The 14704-nt window shown below is 74.0% G+C and carries 12 protein-coding genes; 5 read left to right on the forward strand and 7 right to left on the reverse strand.

Going from position 1 to position 14704, the window contains the following annotated elements; genetic code table 11:
* Nucleotides 1-219 precede the first annotated feature (219 nt).
* Both ACFTWP_RS03925 and ACFTWP_RS03930 read left to right on the forward strand, forming a co-directional pair.
* Nucleotides 220-1425 (forward strand): MFS transporter, encoded by a 1206-nt coding sequence (locus tag ACFTWP_RS03925; RefSeq protein WP_380262374.1) that lies wholly within the window; start codon nt 220-222, stop codon nt 1423-1425.
* 154 nt (nt 1426-1579) lie between these two features.
* Entirely contained in the window at nt 1580-3841 is a 2262-nt protein-coding gene (locus tag ACFTWP_RS03930) for a transglycosylase domain-containing protein (protein ID WP_380262376.1), read from the forward strand.
* A 10-nt stretch (nt 3842-3851) separates the two neighbouring features.
* Here the strand turns inward: ACFTWP_RS03930 and ACFTWP_RS03935 are convergent, their stop codons facing one another.
* From ACFTWP_RS03935 to ACFTWP_RS03950, 4 genes are all read right to left on the reverse strand, one after another.
* Nucleotides 3852-4892, reverse strand: a complete 1041-nt coding sequence (locus tag ACFTWP_RS03935; RefSeq protein ID WP_380262378.1) for a LacI family DNA-binding transcriptional regulator — start codon at nt 4890-4892, stop codon at nt 3852-3854.
* A 7-nt stretch (nt 4893-4899) separates the two neighbouring features.
* Nucleotides 4900-5325 (reverse strand): DUF4229 domain-containing protein, encoded by a 426-nt coding sequence (locus tag ACFTWP_RS03940; RefSeq protein ID WP_380262380.1) that lies wholly within the window; start codon nt 5323-5325, stop codon nt 4900-4902.
* Nucleotides 5326-5449: 124 nt separating this feature from the next.
* Nucleotides 5450-5977 carry a GNAT family N-acetyltransferase gene (locus tag ACFTWP_RS03945; RefSeq protein ID WP_380262382.1) on the reverse strand — a complete coding sequence of 176 codons (528 nt, stop codon included), beginning with the start codon at nt 5975-5977 and terminating at the stop codon, nt 5450-5452.
* Between the two features lie 115 nt (nt 5978-6092).
* A complete protein-coding gene (locus ACFTWP_RS03950; RefSeq protein ID WP_380262384.1) occupies nt 6093-7472 on the reverse strand; it encodes an MFS transporter in 1380 nt (459 codons plus the stop codon).
* Between the two features lie 146 nt (nt 7473-7618).
* Between ACFTWP_RS03950 and ACFTWP_RS03955 the strand changes: the two genes are divergently transcribed.
* Nucleotides 7619-8641: a GlxA family transcriptional regulator gene (locus ACFTWP_RS03955; RefSeq protein ID WP_380262386.1), complete on the forward strand. Its 1023-nt coding sequence runs from the start codon at nt 7619-7621 to the stop codon at nt 8639-8641.
* Nucleotides 8642-9015: 374 nt separating this feature from the next.
* On the opposite strand, the gene ACFTWP_RS03960 is transcribed toward ACFTWP_RS03955, so the two are convergent.
* On the reverse strand, nt 9016-9546 hold the full coding sequence (locus ACFTWP_RS03960; protein ID WP_380262388.1) for an ATP-binding protein: 531 nt from the start codon (nt 9544-9546) through the stop codon (nt 9016-9018).
* A gap of 563 nt (nt 9547-10109) precedes the next feature.
* Between ACFTWP_RS03960 and ACFTWP_RS03965 the strand changes: the two genes are divergently transcribed.
* The gene (locus tag ACFTWP_RS03965) at nt 10110-11486 is read left to right on the forward strand and encodes a sigma factor (RefSeq protein ID WP_380262390.1); all 1377 of its coding nucleotides are present in this window, start codon (nt 10110-10112) and stop codon (nt 11484-11486) included.
* A gap of 104 nt (nt 11487-11590) precedes the next feature.
* Here the strand turns inward: ACFTWP_RS03965 and purU are convergent, their stop codons facing one another.
* Nucleotides 11591-12457, reverse strand: a complete 867-nt coding sequence (purU, locus tag ACFTWP_RS03970; protein ID WP_380262392.1) for a formyltetrahydrofolate deformylase — start codon at nt 12455-12457, stop codon at nt 11591-11593.
* 119 nt (nt 12458-12576) lie between these two features.
* Nucleotides 12577-13020 carry a hypothetical protein gene (locus tag ACFTWP_RS03975; RefSeq protein ID WP_380262394.1) on the reverse strand — a complete coding sequence of 148 codons (444 nt, stop codon included), beginning with the start codon at nt 13018-13020 and terminating at the stop codon, nt 12577-12579.
* A gap of 244 nt (nt 13021-13264) precedes the next feature.
* Between ACFTWP_RS03975 and ACFTWP_RS03980 the strand changes: the two genes are divergently transcribed.
* Nucleotides 13265-14617, forward strand: coding sequence for an ABC transporter substrate-binding protein (locus ACFTWP_RS03980; RefSeq protein ID WP_380262396.1), 1353 nt, complete (start codon nt 13265-13267; stop codon nt 14615-14617).
* Nucleotides 14618-14704: the final 87 nt, after the last annotated feature.

Below are 14704 nucleotides of genomic sequence, written 5' to 3' on the forward strand. Positions count from 1 at the left end.
CGTGGTGCCCTGGCCCTGCATTCGGGGTGCGCCTGAGGTGGTCATGGCCGACACGTTAGCAGTAAAGGTTTGAGATGTTCAAAGTACTTGTTTGAGATGCGGGCACGAACGAAGCTGACGCCCCATCACATCGCACGGGCGACGCCGGTTGACCGGCGGTAGTTATACGTATAACTTGATAACAGTCCCACCGCCCCCTGCCCACCGGAGAACCACCCCATGGGCTACCTCGCCCTGCTCCGTGCCCCGCACGTCTCCCGACTCCTGCTCGGCACGCTGCTCGGGCGCCTCCCGGCCGGCATGACCGCCCTCGTCATCGCCCTCGCCCTGCGCGAGGCCGGCGCCCCCTACAGCCGGATCGGCCTGGCCACCGCCGCCTACGCCGTCGCCGCCGCCGTCGGCGGGCCCGTCCTCGGCCGGATCGTCGACCGCACCGGCCAGCCGCGCGTCCTGCTCAGCGCCGCCGTGGTCGCCGGGCTCGGCTACGCCCTGCTGGCGCTCGCCCCCGGCTCCCCCGTCACCGCCCCGCTCGGCGCCGCGATCGCGGGCCTCGCCATGCCCCCGCTCGAACCCTGCCTGCGCGCCCTGTGGCCCGCCGTGGTCGAGGAGGAGCAGCTGGACACCGCGTACGCCTTCGACTCCGCCGCCCAGCAGGTGCTCTACGTCGCCGGACCGCTCGCCGTCGCGGGCATCGCCGCCGCCTTCGGCCCGGTCACCGCCCTCTGGACGGCCGCCGGGCTCGGCCTCGCCGGCGCCCTGGTGGTCGCCACCGCCGCGCCGGCCCGCGCCTGGCAGGCCCCGCCGCGCGAGAAGTCCGCCGGGCTGCTCGGGCCGCTGCGCTCCCCCGGGCTCGTCCTGCTGCTGATCGGCCTGGCCGGCGCCGGCTGGACGGTCGGCGCCCAGAACGTCCTCTTCATCGCGTACGCCGAGCAGCGGGGCGGCGTCCCCGGCGGTGCGGGCACCCTGCTCGCACTGGCCGCCGTCGGCGGCCTGGTCGGAGCCCTGGTGTACGGAGCGGTGAAGTGGCGCAGCAGCACCGCCACCCGCACCTGGGTGATGGCCCTGGGGATGGCCGTCGCGTACCTGCCGCTGCTGCTGCTCCCCGGCCCGGCCGCGTTCTGCGCCCTGGCGCTGATCTCGGGCATCGGGCTGGCCCCGCTGCTGGCCGCGGCCTTCGTGCTGATCGCCGAGCTGGCCCCGACCGGTACGGTCACCGAGGCGTTCGCCTGGCTGATCACCCTGTTCGCGACCGGCAACGCGCTCGGCTACGCCGTCTCGGGCGGGCTGGTGGACACCTCGCTGCGCGCGGTCGCCCTGTGCGCCGTCGGCGGGATCGGGCTCGGCGGGCTGCTGCTCCTCGCCGCCCGGGGCTGGTTCCGGCCGGCCGCCGCGCCGGTGCGTGCACGAGCCGTCCCGGTGGGCTGAGCCCGCCCGCCGCCGCGGGGGCCGGCGCGGGTGAGGGACGGTCAGCCGCCGCGCCCGCGGGGAAGGTTGACCCGGTGAAGTTGTCGCAGATTTGTGACAGCCGTGTGCGAACACCTGTCTCACTGTGCCACGGGGGTGGACATAGTGTTCGGACATGGCACCGACGCGCCCCCCGAAGCCCGAGCCCTCCCCCACACCCCCCGTCCGGCGCGGCCGCGGGAGCTCAGCGCTCCGCTCGGTCCGCTACGGAACCACCTTCCTCGGTGTCAGCGTGCTGTCCGGCGTGCTGCTGGCCGGCATGGCGCTGCCCGCCGTCGGCGCGCTCGGGCTGACGGCCAAGAACACCGCCGACAGCTTCGACAGCATCCCCGACGAGTTCAAGACCCCGGCCCTCTCGCAGGCGACCCAGATCTTCGACGCCAAGGGCGGCCTGATCGCCAAGGTCTACGAGCGCGACCGCACCGTGCTCACCGCCGAGCAGATGGCGCCGATCATGCGCCAGGCCCAGGTCGACATCGAGGACGCCCGCTTCTACGAGCACGGCGCCGTCGACCTCAAGGGCGTGCTGCGCGCGGTGAGCAAGAACGCCGAGAGCGGCGCCACCGTGCAGGGCGCGTCCACGCTGACCCAGCAGTACGTGAAGAACGTCAACGTCGAGAAGGCCGGCGACGACGTGGCGGCCGTCCGGGAGGCGCAGCGCAAGACCCTGGGCCGCAAGATCCAGGAGCTGAAGTACGCGATCAAGCTGGAGGAGGACCTGACCAAGGACCAGATCCTCACCAACTACCTCAACATCACGTACTACGGGAACGGCGCGTACGGCGTCGAGGCCGCCGCCCAGCGGTACTTCGGCAAGAGCAACAAGGACCTGACCGTCCCCGAGGCCGCCACGCTGGCCGGGCTGGTGCAGAACCCCTCGCAGTACGACCCCAAACTGCACCCGCAGGCCGCGCAGAAGCGCCGTGACGTGGTGATCGACAAGCTGCTGGAGAACAAGCACATCACCGCCGCCCAGGCCAAGGAGGCCAAGGCCGCCCCGCTCGGGCTCGCCTTCCGGCCGCCGCGCAACGGCTGCATCACCGCCGGCGCCGGCATGGGCTTCTTCTGCGACTACGTCCGGCACGTGGTCAAGCAGGACCCGGTCTTCGGCAAGAGCGCGGCCGACCGCAAGAGGCTCTGGGACCAGGGCGGCCTGAACATCTACACCACCCTCGACCCGGACAAGCAGGCCGCCGCCCAGCACGCGGTGAGCGACAACGTGCGGGTCACCGACAGCGTCTCGGCCGCCGCCACCATGATCGAGCCGGGCACCGGCCGGATCCTCGCGATGGCCCAGACCCGCCCGTACGGCCTGGAGAAGGAGAAGAACGAGACGGTCGTCAACTACAACGTGGACGCGGCGATGGGCGGCGGCAACGGGTTCCAGCCCGGGTCCACCTTCAAGCCGGTCGTCGCGGCCGCGGCGCTGGAGGCGGGGCTGCCGTCCACCCAGTCGTACCCGGCGCCGAACCGGATCGACTACCCGACGATGAAGACCTGCGACGGCACCTGGAAGAACCTCGCCACCGGCAAGGAGCGCAGCGTGCCCAACGAGTCGGCGAGCGAGGTCGGCCCGTACGAGCTGAAGGAGGCGATGGCCAAGTCGGTCAACACCTACTTCGTGCAGATGGAACAGCAGATCGGGCTCTGCCCGGTGAAGCAGATGGCCAACAAGCTCGGCATCAACGCCAAGGCCAGCGGCAAGCCCCTGGAGGAGGTGCCCGCGATGGCCCTGGGCGTCGAGGAGATGAGCCCGCTCACCATGGCGAACGTCTACGCGACCTTCGCCGCCCGCGGTGTCTACTGCACCCCGCTCGCGCTCAGCAAGATCACCACGGTGGACGGCAAGGACGTCCCCGTCCCGCCCGCCTCCTGCAACCAGGCGATATCGCAGCTCACCGCCGACACCCTCACCACCGTCCTGAACGGGGTCACCGAGAAGGGCACCGGCGCGGACCTCGGCCTGGAGGGGCGCCGCCAGATCGCCGGCAAGACCGGCACCTCGGACCAGAAGAAGGCCGCCTGGTTCAGCGGCTACACCCCGCAGCTCGCCACCTCGGTCTGGCTCGGCGGCCCCGCCGGCGGCGTCGAGATGCGCGACATCCGGATCAACGGGGACTACTTCGACGAGGTGTTCGGCGCCACCGGCCCCGGTCCGATCTGGCGGCAGGCCATGAACGAGGCGCTGCGGGGCACGTCCAAGGAGCCCCTGCAGATGATCCACATCCCCGACCCGGCGCCCCGGGACCCCAAGTCGACCGCGACACCCGGAGCGAGCCCGGGCGCCACCGACGGGACGCCCGCCCCCGGCAACACCCGCCGGCCGCGCGGCACCGGGAAGCCCACCGAGCAGCCCGGGCGCACCGACCAGCCGTAGCGCGACCGGATCAGCCCACGGCCCCGGCCGTGGAGGAACGCACCACCAGCCCGGTGGCCAGCGGGGCCACCGGGCTGAACGGCTCGCCGCGCAGCAGGCCGGCCAGGGCGGCCAGGCCGACCCGGCCGAGCTCCTCGCCGGGCAGATCGACCGTCGTCAGCGGCGGCGCCAGCAGCCCGGCCACCGGGATGTTGTCGATGCCGACCACGGAGACGTCGGCCGGGATCCGCAGGCCGAGTTCGGCCGCCGCCTGGTAGACCCCGGAGGCCACCACGTCGTCGTCGCAGACGACCGCGTGCGGGCGGTCGGCCCGGCCCAGCAGCTCGTGCGCGGCGGCCCGGGCGGCGGCCTGGCCCTCGTTGAGGCTGACCCCGAGCTCCAGCACGTCGAGGCCGAGCTCCCCGGCGACCCGCTCGAAGGCCTGCTGCCGGACCCGGAAGGTGTGGGCGGAGTGGATCGAGCGCAGGTGTCCGATCCGGCGGTGGCCGAGCACGGCGAGGTGGCCGACGGCGTCCCGCATCCCGCCGGCGACGTCCAGTTCGACGGTCGGCCGGGTCCGGTCGGCGTCCGGGTCGGCGTCCAGGAAGACCACGGGGGTGTCGGCCGGCAGCTCACCGAGCTGGCTGTCGTCCGGCGAGCAGATCAGCAGGCCGTCGAAGCGGCTGGTGCCCGCGACCTCGGCGAGCGTCGCGCTGCCCCACCCGGAGCTCACCACCACGGCCAGACCGTACCGGCCTGCCTCCTCGTGCACGCCCGTCAGCACCCGGCCGAAGAACGGGCCGAGGATGTTCGGCACGGCCAGCAGGATCATCCCGCTGCGACCGAGCCGCAGTTGGCGCCCCGCCGCCTGCGGCCGGTACCCGAGGCCGCCGGCCGCCTCCAGGACCCGCTGCCGGGTGGCCTCCGAGACCCGGTGGCCGGTCTGCGAGCCGGAGAACACCAGCGAGACGGTCGCCTGCGAGACACCGGCGAGCCGTGCCACGTCGCGGCCGGTGGGCCGGCGCGGGGCCGCCGCCGGCCGGCCGCTCCCGGGGGTCGCGTCCGCGGCCACGGGTCGGTCAGTTCTGCTGGGCGGAGGCCGCGCGCGCCGCGTCGTCGGCGGCGTCCTCCTCGGCGTTCTGGGCCGCGATCCGGTCGCCGGTGCGGGTGCGCAGCTTGGCGCCCACCCGGTCCGCGATCTGCGCGGACATCGCGTCCCGCTGGCGGCTCAGCAGCACGTAGCTGAGCGGGGCCGACACCAGGGCGGCGATGAGCACCAGGAAGACGAAGCCGGTCGCGCCGACCACCGGGATGATCCCGAAGTGGCCCAGCAGCAGGGTGACCAGCAGGCACCCGAGGAAGATGCTGGCGCGCATGGAGGTGTAGCGCAGGGTGGCGTGCGCGGTGCCGATCGGCGCGGCGGCGGCCGCCGGCCGGCCGCTCGGCGACTGGCTGCTCGGCGACGGGCTGCTCTGCGCCTGGCTGCTCAGCGGCTTGCTGCTCACGAGGGGACATCCTTACTACACGGGAGGGTCCGGTCCGGTCTCCCAGTGAAGCATGCCGGGCCGGGCGTGCGGGGTACGGCCCCGCCCGTTCCCCGCCGGCCCGGCGGTCGGCGCCCGGGGCGGGTCAGTCCAGGCCGAGCCAGAAGGTGATGTCGTCGCGGTCGTCGCCGGGGGCGACCCGGATCGCGCCCGGCACCCGCCCCACCTCCTTGTAGCCGCAGCGCAGGTAGAAGGCCTCCAGGCCGAGGCCGCCGCGGGCCGTCAGCCGAAGGCCGTCCAGCCCCCAGTCGCGGGCGATCCGCTCGGCCTCGGCCATCAGCTCGACGCCGTGGCCGCGGCCCTGGAAGTCCGGGTGGACCATGACCCGCTTGAGCATCCGCCAGTGCTCCATCAGTGCGAACCGCATGGACTCGAAGAAGAGCACCCCGACGATCCGCCCGCTCGCGCTCTCCCGGGCCACCAGCAGCCGGTCCGGACCCTCGGGTGCGACCCCGGCGAACTGCCGGTCGGCGGTGGCCCGGACGTCGTCCGCCGTGACCGGCGGGACGAAGCCCACGGCGCCGCCGGCGTTGGTGACGTCCGCCCACAGCCGGACGATCTCGGTGCGCAGTTCGGGGGTCGGGTCGGGGTCGAGCACGAAGCTGAGTGTCATAGCCACTCATCCTATGAGCCCATTACGACAGCACTGTTGCCGACCGGCTGCCACGACGGCCCGGCGCTCCCCGCCCCGCACCCGTCGGGGGCCCCCGGGTCTCCCGGGGCGCCGCTCAGGCCGCCGCAGGCAGCGCTCCGGCCGGGCGATGACGCAGGGCCAGGCAGAGCAGCACCGCCACCGCGCAGAGCCCGCCGGCCGCGTACCAGGCCAGGTCGTAGTCACCGAAGGCGTCCCTGGACAGGCCCGCCAGCCCGGCCACGACGGCCGCCCCGATCTGGTGGGCCGCCAGCACCCAGCCGAACACGATCGGCGCGTCCGACCCGAAGTGCTGGCGGCAGAGCGCGACGGTCGGCGGGACGGTGGCCACCCAGTCCAGTCCGTAGAAGATCACGAAGGCCAGGATCGGCGGCTTCAGCGACCCGGCGAACAGCTGCGGCAGGAACAGCAGGGAGAGCCCGCGCAGCGCGTAGTAGACGACCAGCAGCCGCCGCGAGTCGAAGCGGTCGGTGAACCAGCCGCTGGCTATCGTGCCCACCACGTCGAAGACGCCCACCAGCGCCAGCAGACTCGCCGCCGTGGTCACCGGCATGCCGTGGTCGTGCGCGGCCGGGATGAAGTGGGTGCCGACCAGGCCGGCGGTGGTCGCGCCGCAGATCGCGAAGGACCCGGCCAGCAGCCAGAACGCCCTGCGCCGGGCGGCGTCCCGCAGCACCCGCAGCGAGCGGGCCAGCGCGCTGCCGTTCGTCACCGGCGCCGGCGGGTGCTCGGTCGCGCCGTACGGGAAGAGGCCGATGTCGGCCGGACGCTCGCGCATCAGCAGCAGCACGGGGACGGCCACGGCGGTCGACGCGAGCGAGACCACCACCACCGCCGTACGCCAGCCCTGGCGCTCCACCAGCGCCGCCAGCAGCGGCATGAAGATCAGGTTGCCGGCCGCGCCGCCGGCCGTCAGCACCCCGGTGACCAGCCCCTGCCGGGCCTTGAACCAGCGGCCCGAGACGGTGGTCGCGAAGGCCCCGGCCATCGAACCGCTGCCGAGGCCGACCAGCACGCCCCAGCAGAGGATCAGCTGCCAGCTCTGCGTCATCAGGATGGTCAGACCGGCGCCGGTCGAGATGGTCAGCAGCGCGCAGACCACCACCAGCCGGACGCCGAAGCGGTCCATCAGCGCGGCGGCGAAGGGCGCGGTCAGGCCGTAGAGCGTGAGGTTGACGGAGACGGCGCTCGCCACGGTCGCGTGCGACCAGCCGAACTCGGCGTTCAGCGCGTCCATCATCAGGCCGGGCGTGGACCGGAACCCGGCCGAACCGACCAGCACGAGCAGGGCCACGCCCGCGACCACCCAGGCGTAGTGCGGCCGGGCGGACCGGCGGGTCGCCGGCGCGGCGGCCGGCCCGGGGCCGGGGGCGGCAAGGGGGGCCGGGGTGGGTACGGGCGGGCCGGGGGGACGGTCGGCGGGGGCGGCGGTGGGCCGGGTGGTCGGTTCGGTCACAGAGCCGAGTGTCCCGAAGGCCCGCCGCCCCCACGAGTGGCCTGACTGCCATGTTTCGTCAGGATCGGGCCATCGGGTCCGCCCACGCTCCGGCCGGCCCCGGCCCGGGTGTGGCAGCATCGGTGGCCTCGACGAGGGGAGCCGGCATGCCGGACGTACACCGACAGACCGCCCGTGGAGCGGCCCCGCACCGGGTCGCGGTGCTGGCCCTGGACCACGTCATCGCCTTCGAACTCGGCATCCCCGCGCGGATCTTCGAGTCCGCCAAGGCCCCGGACGGCACCCCGCTCTACCGGGTGGCCACCTGCACCCTGGACGGCGGCCCGGTCGCGACCAGCTCGGACTTCCGGATCAGCGTCGACCACGGGCCCGAACTCCTGGAACAGGCCGACACCGTGGTGGTACCGGCCGCGGCCGGACTGGCCGAGGCGTACGCGGCCGGCCGGGCGGTGCCCGACACGGCCGCCGCACTGGCCCGGATCCGACCCGGCACACGACTGGTGTCGATCTGCACCGGCGCCTTCGTGCTGGCCGCGGCCGGACTCCTGGACGGCCGCCCGGCGACCACCCACTGGCGGCACACCGCGCCGTTCGCGGCCCTGTTCCCGCAGGTCCGGCTCGACCCCGACGTGCTGTTCACCGACGACGGCGACGTCCTCACCTCCGGCGGAGTGGCCGCCGGGGTCGACCTCTGCCTGTACCTGGTGCGGCGCGACCACGGCAGCACGGTGGCCAACGCCGTCGCCCGGACCTGCATCGTGCCGCCCTGGCGCGAGGGTGGCCAGAAGCAGTACATCGAGCTGCCCAGGCCCGCGACCGGCGCGGGCGCGCCGGGCACCACCGCCGTCCGGGCCTGGGCCGTCGAACACCTGGACGAGCCGCTGGCGCTGCGCGACCTCGCCGCCCGGGCCGGCATGAGCGTGCGGACCTTCACCCGGCGCTTCCGCGAGGAGACCGGGAGCAGCCCCGGCAACTGGCTGACGGTCCAGCGCACCGAGCGGGCCCGGCAACTGCTGGAGCGGACCGACCTGACGATCGACCAGGTGGCGCGCGAGTCGGGTTTCGGCACGGCGGCCTCACTGCGCCTGCGGCTGCGCGGGCGGCTGGACGTGGCGCCCAGCACCTACCGGCGGACGTTCCGCGAGGTCACGGGGCCGGACCGGGCCTGAGCCGCGACCGGGGGCGGAGACCGGGAGCACGCCCCGGGGCACCGGAGGGTTCCGGCCGACGGTTGGACGGCGGCACGCCGTGCGCACCCCGAGCACGGCACGGCCGGCCGCCGTCCAACGGCGACGCGCGGGCCCTGAACCCGCACCGAGCCCTCCGCACTCGCCAAGGCACGTTCGCACGACCGGCGCCACACGGCCCGCCTGCTGAGTTCCCCCTGGGACAGCAGCGCCGCGGTGACGGTCGGCGGTTCCTCGGCGTCCCCTCGCAACGGAGAGCTGCACCCAAGAGTGATCAGCTGAATACTTCACGTCAATGGGTTGTCCGAAATTCGGAATGGTTGCGCTGTGTTTCGGCCGTACCCGGAACGGTGCGATCAGGGCGCGACCGTCACCCGCTCCAGGGAGTCGGGCAGCAGCGCGCCCGGGACATCGGCCTCCGGCCGGGCGGCGCCGGCCGCGGCGTCGATCTCGCACCAGACCCGCTTGCCCGACCCGTCCGGGTACCAGCCCCAACGGTCGCAGAGCAGCTCGACCAGCTCCAGCCCCCGGCCGTTGGTCGCGTCCTCGTCGTCGCCAGCCCGCCTGGGCGCGGGCGCCGCCTGGCTGGCGTCGGCCACCTCGACCCGCAGCGGGCCGACCATCGCGAACAGCCGCGCCCCGCCGGCCGGCGACGGGCCCGCGGCGGTGGTGCAGTCCACCGGCATCAGGAGTCGCAGGACCGCCGGACAACCGGTGTGCACCACCGCGTTGGTGACCAGCTCGGAGACCACCAGCACCAGCGTCTCGGCGATCGGCGCGTCCGGGTCGACCCCCTGGTTCAGCAGCCGTGAGCGCACCCACCTGCGGGCCCGGCCGACCTCGGCGGGGTCCGCCTGCACCGCCAGCTGTACTTGAAGTACCTGCACCGCTCCACCACCCGCACTCGCAGTTCGGCCGTCTTCTCGATCGGGCCGGTTCGTCCGGCCGGTCCGGGCCGCCCGCCCTCGAACCGGGCGGCCCCGCACTCTGGTCCGTCACACAACCTGTTCGTCACGCCCTGGCTGCGGCACGAATACGCCTCAGGATGATTCGGCGCGTCGACCGCAGCAAGCGCTTCGGGCATATTCCAGCGATCGGGGGACAGGGCAGTGCATACTGTCCCGCTCACTCTGGCGATCCTCGCGCCGATGACCGGCCGGCGACCCTCCCTCGGCCCGGCCGGGTCTGCTGGGAACGAGGGTAGCGAAACTACTCCCCGATACCCGGGACACCACGGTCGCCACTCTGGAACAACCCTTCCGACACATATCCGAATGCCTTCGAACGCCTCCCCCACGGCGCCCGCGCACCCGGCCCCGAACGATCTGACGGTCCGACAGTTCGGCGTCGCTCTTCGGAGGATTCACCCCCGGGCCGGAAAGCCCGCGGGATACCGTGGGGCCAGCAGGCCGGCGGCAGCCGGACCGGACCCGACCGGGAGGGCGCGCGGATGACCACGCCCGGACGGACTCCCTCCCGGGACGAACGACTCCACCGACACCTGGCCCGGGGCGAGGAACCGGCGCTCGGCGAGCTCTACGACCGACTCGCGCCGCTGGTGCACGGCCTGGCCGGCCGACTCCTTGACGACCAGTCCGCGGCCGAACGCCTCACCCGCGAGGTCTTCGCCCAGGCGTGGACCCACCCGGAGGCCTTCGACCCCGCCGGGGGCTCGCTGCGCTCCTGGCTGGACGCCCTGACCCGGCGACGGGCGGCGCAGCGGCGACGGCCGGGCCGCGGGCCGGATCCCGACCCGCCCCCGGGCGCGCCGCCCGGGGCCGCCGACGAGGAGCCGCTGGATCCGTCCGGCGCGCTGCGCCAGCAGGTCCTCGACTGGTGCCTGGCCCGGCGCCCGGCCGAACTGCCCCTCCCCGCCTGGGGAGCGCCGTACGGCGCCGAGAGCGCCAAACTCGACGCGCTGCTGCGCGACCTCGGCCCCGAGGAATGGCAGGAGGTGGTCGAACTGCCCTGGCACGGCGGGACGGACCGCCTGCGGCCGGCCGAGGTGCTGAGCCACCTGACGGCGGTGGACGGCTACCTCGCCCTGGCCCTCGGACTCCCCGATCCCGTCCCGGACGACTCCGGACCGGCCCGCAAGCCCGGCTCGACTGCGGCGGGCGCCCCCGGCCCACGGGTGCCGGGCCCGGCGGCGCGGCCCGCGCCGCGGGTGCCGCCGCAGGGGGTCTCGCCGTTCGCCGGGATCGTCGATCGCAGCGGCCGGCTCGCCGCCGCCCAGGCCGGCCACCCGCCCGGCGCCGTCCGCACGCTCTGGCGCCGGCAGAGCCGGGCGCTGGTGCGGGGCGCCGCGCTGGCGCCCGGGGGCGGACTCCCGGTCGACTACGGCTTCGCCGCCCTGCCGCTGCGGGACGCCTTCGTGGACCGGGCCTTCGAGTGCTACGTGCACGGTGAGGACGTGGCCCGCGCGGTGGCCTACCCGTACCCGCCGCCCGCGGCTCCGCACCTGCGGCAGATGGTCGATCTGGCCGCCCGGATGCTCCCAGAGGCGGTGGCCGCGCTGCGGCGCGCCGGCCGGATCGGGCCGGGCGGCGCCCCCGGCGACCGGCCGGGCCGGGTGCTCAGGCTGGTGATCGACGGCCCGGCGGCCGGCGAGTGGCTGATCCCGCTGGACGGGCCGGCCCCGGCGGGCCGGGGGCCGGGGTACGGACGGTGCTCGGAGCCGGTGGCGGCGATGGTCCTGGACGGCCTGGAGTTCTGCCAGCTGGCCGCCGCCCACCGCGACCCGGACCGGCTGCCGGTCGGCGAGCACGGCGACCGGGCCGCGATCCGCGAGGTGCTGCGGGCCGCGCCGCTGCTCTCCCGGCCGTGACCGACGTCGGTCACCGGTCGGGCGCCCGCGGACCGGACGACCCCGGTCGGACGGCCGCGGACCGGACGACCCCGGTCGGACGGCCGCGGACCGGAGGAACCCGCTCAGGCGAAGACGACGGTACGGGTCCCGTTGAGCAGCACGCGGTGCTCGCTGTGCCACTTGACGGCCCGCGCCAGCGCCTGGCACTCGACGTCCCGACCGAGGGCGACCAGCTGGTCCGGCGTCACGTCGTGGGTGACCCGGGCCACCTCCTGCTCGATGATCGGGCCCTCGTCCAGGTCCGCCGTGACGTAGTGCGCGGTGGCGCCGATCAGCTTCACGCCCCGGGTGTGCGCCTGGTGGTACGGCTTGGCGCCCTTGAAGCTCGGCAGGAAGGAGTGGTGGATGTTGATGACCCGCCCGGACAGCGCCTTGCACAGGTCGTCCGAGAGCACCTGCATGTAGCGGGCCAGCACCACCAGGTCGACGCTCTCCCGCTCCACCAGGTCGAGCAGCTGCCGCTCGGCGTCGGCCTTGGTGTCCCTGGTGACCGGGATGTGCACGAACGGGATGCCGTACGACTCGGTGAGTTCCTCGAAGTCGGAGTGGTTGGAGACCACCGCGGCGATCTCCACCGGCAGCGCGCCGATGCTGGTCCGGAACAGCAGGTCGTTGAGGCAGTGCCCGAACTTGCTGACCATCAGGACGATCCGCATCCGCTCCGCGCTGGGGTGGATCCGCCAGTCCATCCGGAACGAGGCGCCGATGGCCGCGAAGCTGGCCCGCAGCTTGTCCACCGTGACCGGCTCCTCGGCGGAGAAGTGCACCCGCATGAAGAACAGCCCGCTGTCCCCGTCGCCGAACTGCTGGCTGTCGATGATGTTGCAGCCGGTCATGAAGAGGTAGCTGGAGACCGCGTGCACGATCCCCTGCTTGTCCGGGCAGGACAGCGTGAGGACGTACTGGGCGCTGGCCGTCTGCTGTTCCACGGTGGGGGTCCTGTCCTGAAGATCGTTCGGCGTGGACGGTCAAGCGTGTCATATTCCGGACGGTGCCCGCGGCCCTGCCCGAACTGCGGGACGCCGGCCGGACGGCCCGGCGACCGCCCTCAGATCTGCGTCACGATCCGCAGGACCTCCAGCGAGCGCGGTGCGGCGTCCGGGTCCTCGCCGTCGTTCTGGGCCAGCCGGACGTGGGCCTCGCGGCAGGCCCGCAGGGCCTCCGGCCAGCCGTGGTGGGCGAGGTACTCGGAGACCGGTGCGTCCGCGCCCACCTGGTGGAGGATCCGCACGACGCGCAGCACCGCGACGTCCACCAGGGCGGCCTCGGCGGAGTCGCGGAAGATCGTCCCGACGTACTTCTCGGCGGACCAGCGGTCCAGCCAGGTGTCCTCGACCAGCCGGTAGACGGCGTCGGTCACGTCACCGAAGCCCTCGTGGCCGGCCAGCCAGGTCTCCTGCTGGAACGCGGGGTCGGACAGCATGTGCAGCGCCGAGCGCAGTCGGGCACGCCAGCGCCACCAGGGCAGGTCGTTGAGCGGCATGCCGCCCATCGTGCTGGAGCGGTGCCCCGGACGAGAAGGGTTTCGGGCAGACCGATACGAAGAATCTGTGCTGGCGGACATGGGGAGTGATCGTACGTTCCCCTACCGTTCGCGTTCTACACGCGTCCCCGACCCACCCCACCCGGTGTTCCATCCCCGTTGGCCGCCTGTTCGCTTTTCAGCCCTCTGTGCTTGTGGCATGGCGGCTTGGCTGGTGCGAGTGAGCAGCAGGGTTGCCCAGGGAGGGAAAGCCATGTTCAGGCAGACCGCATCGCCCGATGACCAGCAGTCGGCGGCCGATCGGCGGCCGGCTCGGCGCCGTCAGGACGCTTCCGACCGACCGGGAGCCCGCGCCGGCGGCCGCCGGCCGGTGGTGACCGCGGCCGCGGCGGCAGCCCTGCTCCCCGCACTGTTCGGCGCCTCCGCCTGCGGAGGCCCCGCCGACGCCTCCACCGGCGGCGCCGAGCTCACCGTGATGACCTGGGCCCCGTCCGGCACCGGCTCCACCGACCGGCCTGGCATGACCGCGCTGGCCGAGGCCGTGGGCCGCGACATCAACGCCAAGGGCGGCCTGGGCGGGCACCACGTGCGGGTGCTGACCTGCAACGAGCACAACGAGGCGGCCGCCGTCGCCCAGTGCGCGCAGCAGGCGGTGGACGCCAAGGCGATCGCCGTGGTCGGCTCGTACAGCCAGTTCGGCGAGAGCTTCATGACCACCCTGGAGCGGGCCGGCATCCCGTACATCGGCGGCTACGGCCTCTCCGGGGCCGAGTTCAGCAGCCCGCTGTCCTACCCCGTGGCCGGCGGCATGCCGTCGCTGATCGCCGGCAGCGGTCGCCAGCTGGTCGACACCGGCTGCCGCTCGGTCGCCCTGGTCCGCCCGGACACCCCCGCCGGCGACAGCCTGCTCGGCTACCTCGCCAACGCGCTCAAGCCGGCCGGGACCAAGCTGGTCGACGTCAAGGCGCCGGAGAAGTCGACCGACTACACCGAGGTCGCCCGCAAGGCCATCGGCAAGGACGACGCCGGCAACTGCGTGACCGTCGCCCTGGGCACCGAGCCGACCGGCAACCTGCTCGACTCCTACCGCCGGCTCGGCTCCAAGAACACCCGCCTGGCCTCGGTGATCGGCAGCGTCCAGCAGTCGGTGGTCGACTCCACCGGCGGCGACAGCGGCCCGCTGGCCGGCGCGTACGTCGCCGGCTGGTACCCGCCGGAGTCCTCGGGTGTCTGGGACGCCCTGCGCTCGGTGGTCCGGGCCAACACCGCCGACGGCAGGACGATCGACGTCGCGGACTCCGGGGTGCAGACCACCTGGGTCGCCTACGAGGTGCTGCGGCAGGTCGGCCAGCGGCTCAACTCGGCCGGTCGCCCGGTCACCGCCAAGGCGATCAGCTCGGTGCTCGACAGCGGCGACCCGATCGACACCAACGGCCTGACCCCGCCGCTGGCCTGGGGCGCCACCAACATGCTGGCCAGCGCGGAGTCGCCGCGACTGGTGAACACCTGGGTGACCTACCAGCAGGCCAAGGCCGGACGGCTGGCGCTCCAGCAGCCCGGCTTCGTGGACGTGCGCTGGGTGCTGACCGGCGGCAAGAAGCCGTAGGCCGGCCGGACGGCTTGTGGGGAGCGGGTCGGGCCTGGCGGCCCGGCCCGCTCGGTCGTTCCGGGCTCCGGCGCCGGACCCGGCCCT

Origin of the sequence: Kitasatospora sp. NPDC057015 (assembly GCF_042673745.1) — a bacterium.
Lineage (GTDB): Bacteria > Actinomycetota > Actinomycetes > Streptomycetales > Streptomycetaceae > Kitasatospora.

Coding starts and splice junctions, on each gene's coding strand:
- ACFTWP_RS03925 (WP_380262374.1), top strand. CDS start 220: ATGGGCTACCTCGCCCTGCTCCGTGCCCCGCACGTCTCCCGACTCCTG.
- ACFTWP_RS03930 (WP_380262376.1), top strand. CDS start 1,580: ATGGCACCGACGCGCCCCCCGAAGCCCGAGCCCTCCCCCACACCCCCC.
- ACFTWP_RS03945 (WP_380262382.1), bottom strand. CDS start 5,977: ATGACACTCAGCTTCGTGCTCGACCCCGACCCGACCCCCGAACTGCGC.
- ACFTWP_RS03955 (WP_380262386.1), top strand. CDS start 7,619: ATGCCGGACGTACACCGACAGACCGCCCGTGGAGCGGCCCCGCACCGG.
- ACFTWP_RS03965 (WP_380262390.1), top strand. CDS start 10,110: ATGACCACGCCCGGACGGACTCCCTCCCGGGACGAACGACTCCACCGA.
- ACFTWP_RS03975 (WP_380262394.1), bottom strand. CDS start 13,020: ATGGGCGGCATGCCGCTCAACGACCTGCCCTGGTGGCGCTGGCGTGCC.
- ACFTWP_RS03980 (WP_380262396.1), top strand. CDS start 13,265: ATGTTCAGGCAGACCGCATCGCCCGATGACCAGCAGTCGGCGGCCGAT.